Below are 8,078 nucleotides of genomic sequence, written 5' to 3'. Positions count from 1 at the left end.
GGGGCCCCCCCCACGCCCGCGTACGCGCAGAAGCTGAGCCTGGCCGACCGGGTCACCCGGCTGGAGCTGCAGGCCAACAACACCCAGGCCAACCAGGACCTGCTCAACCAGATGGAGCAGCTGCGCACGGAAGTGCAGGCGCTGCGCGAGACCGTCGAGCAGCTCCAGAACGAAAACCAGCAGTTGCAGCAGCGCAACCGGGACCAGTACCTGGACCTGGACGGCCGCCTCAACCGCCTGGAAGGCGGGGCTCTGCCGCCGCCGGATGCGGGCGCGCCGGCCGCCCCGGGACCGTCCGCGGCCAGGCCCGCGACCGCGCCGACCCGCACCGTCACGCCAGCCGCGGCGGACGCCGCGCCCCGCGTGCACGGCGACCCCGGTTCGCTGGCGCAGGCCGGCGACGAGCGCGTGGCCTACAACGTGGCCTTCGATGCGTTGAAGGCCGGTCGCTACGACGAGTCGGCCCAGCTGTTCCAGGCCTTCATCGATACCTGGCCCGCCGGCGTCTATGCGCCCAATGCGCTGTACTGGCTGGGCGAAAGCTATTACGCCACCAAAAATTACACGCTGGCCGCGCAGCAGTTCGATGCGCTGATCGGCCGCTACCCGACCCACGACAAGGCGCCGGGCGCGCTGCTCAAGCTCGGCCTGTCGCAGTTCGGCGACGGCCAGGTCCAGCAGGCCGAGGCGACGCTGCAGCAGGTCGTCAGCCGCTATCCCGATTCCGACGCCGCGCGCATCGCCGGCGATCGCCTGCACTCGATCCAGATCGGCCAGCTGCGCTGAGGCGCAGCGCGGCCCGACCGGTCGCGGCCATCCCACCGGGCATGACTGCCCTGCGATCCCACCCATGGACATGCCAGCCCCGCAGGATCGCCTGCGGATCACCGAAATCTTCCTGTCGCTGCAGGGCGAGGCCAATGCCGCCGGCTGGCCCACCGTCTTCGTGCGCCTGACCGGCTGCCCCCTGCGTTGCCAGTACTGCGATACCGCCTACGCCTTCCATGGCGGGCAATGGTGGGCGATCGACGACATCCTGGCCGAGGTCGCGCGGCACGGCGTGCGCCACGTCTGCGTGACCGGCGGCGAGCCGCTGGCGCAGAAGCGCTGCCTGGACCTGCTCGGCCGGCTGTGCGACGCGGGCTATGACGTATCGCTGGAGACCTCCGGCGCGCTGGACATCGCCGGCGTGGATCCGCGGGTGTCGCGGGTGGTCGACCTGAAGACGCCGGGCTCGGCCGAGATGGCGCGCAACCGGCTGGAGAACCTCCCGCTGCTGACCGCCCGCGACCAGGTCAAGTTCGTGCTGTGCGGGCGCGCCGACTACGAGTGGGCGCGGGGCATGGTCGCCGAGCATGGTCTGGACGCACGCTGCGACGTGCTGTTTTCGCCGAGCAAGAGCGAGCTGGCGCCGCGCGAGCTGGCCGACTGGATCGTCGCCGACCGGTTGCCGGTGCGTTTCCAGATGCAGCTGCACAAGATCCTCTGGAACGACGAGCCGGGGCGCTGAACGGACGCCCGTCTCGGCCGGCCTACAATGGCCATCCCCCCTTTCCGCGATGTTCCCCCGATGAAGAACGCAGTCGTCCTGGTTTCCGGCGGCATGGACTCGGCCGTGGTCCTGGCGATCGCCCGCGAACAGGGCTATGCCGTGCACGCGCTGAGCGTGCGCTACGGCCAGCGCCACACCTCCGAGCTGGACGCCGCCGACCGCGTCGCCCGGGCGCTGGGAGCGGTCGCGCACAAGACCGTGGACGTGGACCTGCGCAGCATCGGCGGTTCCGCGCTGACCGATGACATCGACGTGCCCGAGGCCGGCGGCGAGGGCATCCCGGTCACCTATGTGCCGGCGCGCAACACGATCATGCTGTCGGTCGCGCTGGGCTGGGCCGAAGTGCTGGGCGCGGCCGACATCTTCTGCGGGGTCAATGCGGTCGACTACTCGGGCTACCCGGATTGCCGGCCGGAGTTCATCGAGGCGTTCGAACGGCTGGCCAACCTGGCGACCCGGGCCGGCGTGGAAGGCGCCGGCATCCGCGTGCATGCGCCGCTGATCGACATGGGCAAGGACGCGATCGTGCGCGAGGGCCTGCGCCTGGGCGTGGACTTCGGCCAGACGGTGTCCTGCTACCGCGCCGATGCCGATGGCCGCGCCTGCGGGCATTGCGACGCCTGCCGGCTGCGTGCCGCCGGCTTCGCCGCCGCCGGCGTGGCCGACCCCACGCGCTACGCCTGAGCACCCGCCTGCACCCCGGGGCCGCAGCCGCGGCGCGATCGGGTAAAATGCCCGCCCGGCCGAGCGCCGGCACCCCGTGGGCCGTTAGCTCAGTCGGTAGAGCATCGGACTTTTAATCCGCTGGTCGATGGTTCGAATCCATCACGGCCCACCAATCCGCATCCACCGCGTGCGCCTGAGGCGATGCCGCGTGGAGCAGCGGGCTCCGTAACGGCAGCCCCCGTAGGCGACGCGACCGGGCGCCGATTCGAGCCTGCGGTCCAAGCGGACGCCCCGGACCCGGCATCGCCGTCCATCGCGGCGGCCTCCCGAGCTGGACGGGGAGCGCGTACCGGGCGCATCGTTACGCTTGTTGGCCACTCGGAGCGCGCCTAAGATCGGGGCCGGCTTCATACGGGTCGCCAGTCCAGCGGCCTCACATAACTCATGCCCGGGGACGTATGCGCGCGATCAAGCTGCTTGCAGCGGTGCTGTCCTGCCTGCTCTTGAGCGGATGCGTCACGACCATGGTGCTGGCGGCAGCCGCCGACGCAAAGCTCCAGTGCCTGTCCGACCCCGACGACAATCCCGAGCCGGCCCGGACGCGTGGCGAGTTCCCCTTCGTACTGGAATACGAAAGGGATGGCCGGCACGAATCCGTGCGCGACGTCCAGGTGTGCGAGTTCAAGGGGCGTACATGCACGATGTACGGCCGGGACGAGGTCTGGAAGTCGTCGCTGGCAAGCGGCAAGGCGGCGATCGTCCTGCTCAGGCCGGACGCGGACAAAGCCTATCTCGCGTCGCTTGGAAGCTGTCCGGCCATGATGTCCGAAACGGCTTATCGACGCGTGGTCGAGAACCCGGAGTATCCGGCGTCCCTGGTGACGTACCGCAACGGGAAGTTGGAACGCGCCGAAGGCGGGATCTGGGTGAAGGCCGAACTGGACACGCTGGGCATTCGCGTGACGCGATTCGAGCAGGGATCCTCCGAAGCCCCGCGCTAGCCGGAGGAGCGGGGCGGGCCGATGGCGGCCGTCCGCTTCCGGCCGCTGCGGCCCATGGAGCCGGTGCGCCAGCCGGCGCAGGCACACCGGACGGGCCTGGCCGTCTTCACTGAACCGGTTCGGCATCGCCGCATCCTCCGCGGTTGAAGGCCCTCCGGCCCGGGCGCATATTCGGGGTCCATGCCGCGCGCCGCGTCTCGCCCGCTGCGACGGCCCGCGGCCATGCTGCGATCCGCGCCTCTTCCATGCCATGACCACCGACGCCTTCCATCCCGCCGTCGCCCGATGGTTCGACGCGACCTTCCCCGGGCCGACCGCCGCCCAGGCCGCGGCGTGGCCGGCGATCATGGCCGGCCGCCACACGCTGGTGGCCGCGCCCACCGGGTCGGGCAAGACCCTGACCGCCTTCCTGGCCGCGATCGACGCGCTGGTACGCGAAGGGCTGGCCAACGGCGGTGAACTGCCCGACCGGACCAGCGTGGTCTACGTCTCGCCGCTGAAGGCCCTGTCCAACGACATCCACCTGAACCTCGACGCGCCGCTGGCCGGCATCCGCGATGCGCTCGCCGCGCTGGGCCTGCCGGACGTGAAGATCCGCGCGGCCGTGCGCACCGGCGACACGCCGCAGGCCGAGCGCGCGAAGACCCGCAAGAAGCCGCCGCACATCCTGGTCACCACGCCCGAGTCGCTGTACGTGCTGCTTGGTTCGGCGTCGGGGCGGGCGATGCTGGGTGGCGTGCGCAGCGTGATCGTCGACGAGATCCACGCCCTGGCCGACGACAAGCGCGGCAGCCACCTGGCGCTGTCGCTGGAACGGCTGGAAGCGCTGTGCGGCCAACCGCTGGTGCGGATCGGGCTGTCGGCGACGCAGAAGCCGGTGGAGGAGGTGGCGCGCTTCCTGGTCGGCGGCGCCAACGTCTACCCGACCCGCGACGAGCTGCCGGGCTGGTCCGGCGCCGACCCGCTGGCCGGTAGCGCCGCCGTGCTCGGCGGCACCGCCACCCGGGACGTGCCCGACTGCGCGGTGGTCGACATCGGTTACGCCAAGCAGCGCGACCTGGCGCTGGAGCTGCCGCCGACGCCGCTGTCGGCGGTGATGTCCAACGAACAGTGGGGCCAGGTCTACGCACGCGTGGTCGACCTCGTGCGCCAGCACCGCACCACGCTGGTGTTCGTCAACACCCGGCGCATGGCCGAGCGCGCGGCCTTCCACCTCGGCGAGCTGCTCGGCCGCGAGGTGGTGGGCACCCACCACGGCAGCCTGTCCAAGGACCTGCGGCTGGAGGCCGAACAGAAGCTCAAGCGCGGCGAGCTGCAGGCGCTGGTCGCCACCGCCTCGCTGGAGCTGGGCCTGGACATCGGCGACGTGGACCTGGTGGTGCAGCTCGGCTCGCCGCGATCGATCGCCGCGTTCCTGCAGCGCGCCGGCCGTTCCGGCCACCACGTCGGCGGCGTGCCGAAGGCGCGGCTGTTCCCGCAGACCCGCGACGAACTGGTCGAATGCGCCGCGCTGCTCGATTGCGTGCGCCGCGGCGAGCTGGACGCGCTGCGGATCCCGCCCGCGCCGCTGGACGTGCTTGCCCAGCAGATCGTCGCCGAGGTCGCCGCGGCCGAATGGGACGAGGACGCCCTGTACGACTGGTGCCGGCGCGCCTGGCCATACGCGGGGCTCGAGCGCGCCAGGTTCGACGACGTGGTGAAGATGCTCGCCGACGGCTTCAGCGACCGCCGTGGCCCGCGCGCCGGCTGGCTGCACCGCGACGCGGTCAACCGGCGCCTGCGCGGGCGCCAGGGCGCGCGCATGGTCGCGACCATGTCCGGCGGCACGATCCCCGAGACCGGCGACTACGCGGTGGTGCTGGAACCGGCCTCGACCTTCATCGGCAGCGTCAACGAGGACTTCGCGATCGAGAGCATGGCCGGCGATATCTTCCAGCTCGGCAACGCCAGCTACCGGATCATGCGCGTGGAACCGGGCCGGGTGCGGGTGGAGGATGCGCAGGGCATGCCGCCGAGCATCCCGTTCTGGCTGGGCGAGGCGCCCGGCCGCACCGACGAGCTTTCGCTCGGCGTGTCGCGCCTGCGCGGGGAGATCGGCGCGCGCATGGACGGCGCGCGCGTGGTGCTGGTCGAGTCGCCGCCCGTCGCCGGCGTCGATGGCGACACCGGCGACGGCGAACCGCCGCTGCCGCAACTGGCGGTGGAGGGCGCCGACGCGGCGATGCGCTGGCTGCAGGAAGAGGCCGGCCTGGAGGAGGCGGCGGCACGGCAGCTGGTCGATTACCTCGGTTCCAGCGCGATCGCGCTGGGCGGGGCGATGCCGACCCAGCAGCGGATCGTGCTGGAGCGCTTCTTCGACGAGACCGGCTCCACCCACCTGGTGATCCACAGTCCCCATGGCAGCCGGCTCAACCGCGCCTGGGGCCTGGCCCTGCGCAAGCGCTTCTGCCGCCAGTTCAACTTCGAGCTGCAGGCGGCGGCGACCGAGGACGCGATCGTGCTGTCGCTGTCGACCAGCCACAGTTTCCCGCTGATCGAGGTCTCGAAGTACCTGCATTCGTCCTCGGCCAAGGACGTGCTGGTGCAGGCGCTGCTGGACGCGCCGCTGTTCCCGGTGCGCTGGCGCTGGAACGCCACCACCGCGCTGGCCCTGCCGCGCTTCATCGGCGGCAAGAAGGTGCCGCCGCAGCTGCAGCGGATGAAGTCCGAGGACCTGCTGGCGACCGTGTTCCCCGACCAGGTCGCCTGCCTGGAGAACATCGTCGGCGAGCGCGAGGTGCCCGACCACCCGCTGGTGGCGCAGACCCTGGACGACTGCCTGCACGAGGCGATGGATACCGAGGGATGGCTGGAGGTCCTGCGCGGGCTGGAATCGGGCGCGATCGACGTGCAGGCGCGCGACGTCACGGCGCCGTCGCCGCTGGCGGCCGAGGCGCTCAACGCGCGGCCCTACGCCTTCCTCGACGACGCCCCGCTGGAGGAGCGCCGCACCCAGGCCGTGCAGACCCGGCGCTTCGCCGACCCGCAGTCGGCCAGCGACCTCGGCCGGCTCGACGCCGCGGCGGTCGAGCAGGTGCGCGCCGAAGCCTGGCCGCGCGCGCGCGGCATCGACGAGATGCACGAGGTGCTGACCGGGCTGGGCTTCGTCACCGACGACGAGGCCGCGCGCGAGCCGGCGTGGATGCCGCTGCTGCAGGCGCTGGTCCGCGACGCGCGCGCGACCCGCCTCACCGCCGCCGGAAGGCAGTGGTGGGTCGCGGCCGAGCGGCTGCCGCAGCTGCTGGCGCTGCATCCGTCGGCGCTGCAGCAGCCGGGGATCGCGGTTCCCGGAGAATTCGCCCGCGTGGAATGGAATCCCGAGGATGCCGCGGTCGCGCTGCTGCGCTCGCGCCTGACCGGGCTGGGCCCGGTGACGGCGGCCGCGCTCGCCGACAGCCTTGGCCTGGCGCCGCTGGCCACCGACATGGCCCTGCTGCGGCTGCAGTCGCAGGGCTATGCGATGCAGGGACGCTTCTCGCCCGGCGCCGCCGGCGAGGAGTGGTGCGAGCGCTACCTGCTCGCGCGCATCCACCGCTACACGCTCAAGCGCCTGCGCCGGGAGATCCAGCCGGTGGCGCCGCGCGACTTCATGCGCTTCCTGTTCGACTGGCAGCGCGTGTCCACGGAGGCCCAGGTCAGCGGCCCGGAGGCGCTGGCCGGCGTACTGGCGCAACTCGAAGGCTACGAGGCGCAGGCCGCCGCGTGGGAGGGCGACCTGCTGCCGGCGCGCGTGCGCGACTACTCGATCGCCTGGCTGGACGACCTGTGCACGGCCGGCCGGGTCCTGTGGACGCGGTTGCGCGCGGCCGAGACCGAGTCGGCCGCGCCGCGGGGCAACACGTCGCTGCGGGCGACCCCGGTGCTGCTGCTGCCGCGGCGCAGCGCGCCGCAGTGGACGGCGCTGGCGCCGGCCCCGGCCGATGACGGCGCACTGTCGTCGCGGGCGCAGAAGGTCGCCGATTTCCTGGCCGCGCACGGGGCTTCGTTCTTCGACGAGATGGTCGCCGGGACCCGCCTGCTGCAGACCGAGCTGGAGGATGCGCTGGCCGAACTGGTCGCGCGCGGGCGTGCGCACTGCGACAGTTTCGCCGGCCTGCGCGCGCTGCTGGTGCCGGCGTCGCGGCGGCCGGTGCCCGGCCATGGCCGGCGGCGCTCGATGATGCTCGGGATCGAGGACGCAGGCCGCTGGGCGCTGGTGCGGCGTGCCCCAGCGCTCGCGGCGGAGGATTCCGGCATCGGGCGCGCGGGCGCGCGCCCGTCCAGGCCCGACCCGGAAGCGGTCGAGCACGTGGCGCGGGTCCTGCTGCGCCGCTATGGCGTGGTCTGCTGGCGTGTCCTCGAACGCGAAGCGGCCTGGCTGCCGCCGTGGCGGGAACTGTTGCGCGTGTACCACCGGCTGGAGGCCCGGGGCGAAGTCCGGGGAGGCCGCTTCATCGACGGCCTGTCCGGCGAGCAGTTCGCCCTGCCCGAAGCGATCGGCCTGCTGCGCAAGGCGCGGAACAAGCCGGAAGACGGGACGCTGGTCTGCCTGAGCGCGCTGGATCCGCTCAACCTCTCGGGGACGGTGGTCGCCGGGGCCAAGGTGCCCCGGATCGCCGGCGCCCGCGTCATCTACCGCGACGGGATCCCGGTGGCGTCGCTGGTTGCCGGCGAGGTGGCGCTGATGGGGCCGCTGCCGGCCGAGGTGGAGACCGTGGTCCGCCAGCGGCTGGTGCGCGACCCGGGGGTGTTGCTTCCGGCGTGGGTCGCCCAGGGCGCGGCCGCACCCGCCGCCACTTGAGGGCTCGGCCCTGCCGTTCGTCGGTTACGGGCTACCGTTG

Annotated in this window: 5 protein-coding genes and 1 tRNA gene; all 6 read left to right on the top strand. The window is 72.5% G+C overall.

Going from position 1 to position 8,078, the window contains the following annotated elements; translation table 11 throughout:
* A partial coding sequence (ybgF, locus tag ACA089_RS08695; RefSeq protein WP_372015776.1) for a tol-pal system protein YbgF occupies window positions 1-786 on the top strand: 786 nt, incomplete at its 5' end.
* A 64-nt stretch (window positions 787-850) separates the two neighbouring features.
* Entirely contained in the window at window positions 851-1,510 is a 660-nt protein-coding gene (queE, locus tag ACA089_RS08690; RefSeq protein ID WP_372015773.1) for a 7-carboxy-7-deazaguanine synthase QueE, read from the top strand.
* Window positions 1,511-1,570: 60 nt separating this feature from the next.
* A complete protein-coding gene (queC, locus tag ACA089_RS08685) occupies window positions 1,571-2,236 on the top strand; it encodes a 7-cyano-7-deazaguanine synthase QueC (protein WP_372015770.1) in 666 nt (221 codons plus the stop codon).
* A gap of 78 nt (window positions 2,237-2,314) precedes the next feature.
* Window positions 2,315-2,390: transfer RNA gene (locus ACA089_RS08680), tRNA-Lys, on the top strand.
* A 286-nt stretch (window positions 2,391-2,676) separates the two neighbouring features.
* Complete coding sequence (locus ACA089_RS08675) at window positions 2,677-3,219, top strand: hypothetical protein (RefSeq protein WP_372015767.1); 543 nt, start codon at window positions 2,677-2,679, stop codon at window positions 3,217-3,219.
* A gap of 250 nt (window positions 3,220-3,469) precedes the next feature.
* On the top strand, window positions 3,470-8,038 hold the full coding sequence (locus ACA089_RS08670; protein ID WP_372015764.1) for a DEAD/DEAH box helicase: 4,569 nt from the start codon (window positions 3,470-3,472) through the stop codon (window positions 8,036-8,038).
* Window positions 8,039-8,078: the final 40 nt, after the last annotated feature.

The sequence above is a fragment of the Pseudoxanthomonas fibrivorans genome, from assembly GCF_041464125.1.
Lineage (GTDB): Bacteria > Pseudomonadota > Gammaproteobacteria > Xanthomonadales > Xanthomonadaceae > Pseudoxanthomonas.
Note: the sequence above shows the minus strand (reverse complement) of the source record. Positions and strands in the feature narration are given on the sequence as shown.

Coding starts and splice junctions, on each gene's coding strand:
- ACA089_RS08670 (WP_372015764.1), top strand. CDS start 3,470: ATGACCACCGACGCCTTCCATCCCGCCGTCGCCCGATGGTTCGACGCG.
- queE (WP_372015773.1), top strand. CDS start 851: ATGGACATGCCAGCCCCGCAGGATCGCCTGCGGATCACCGAAATCTTC.
- queC (WP_372015770.1), top strand. CDS start 1,571: ATGAAGAACGCAGTCGTCCTGGTTTCCGGCGGCATGGACTCGGCCGTG.
- ACA089_RS08675 (WP_372015767.1), top strand. CDS start 2,677: ATGCGCGCGATCAAGCTGCTTGCAGCGGTGCTGTCCTGCCTGCTCTTG.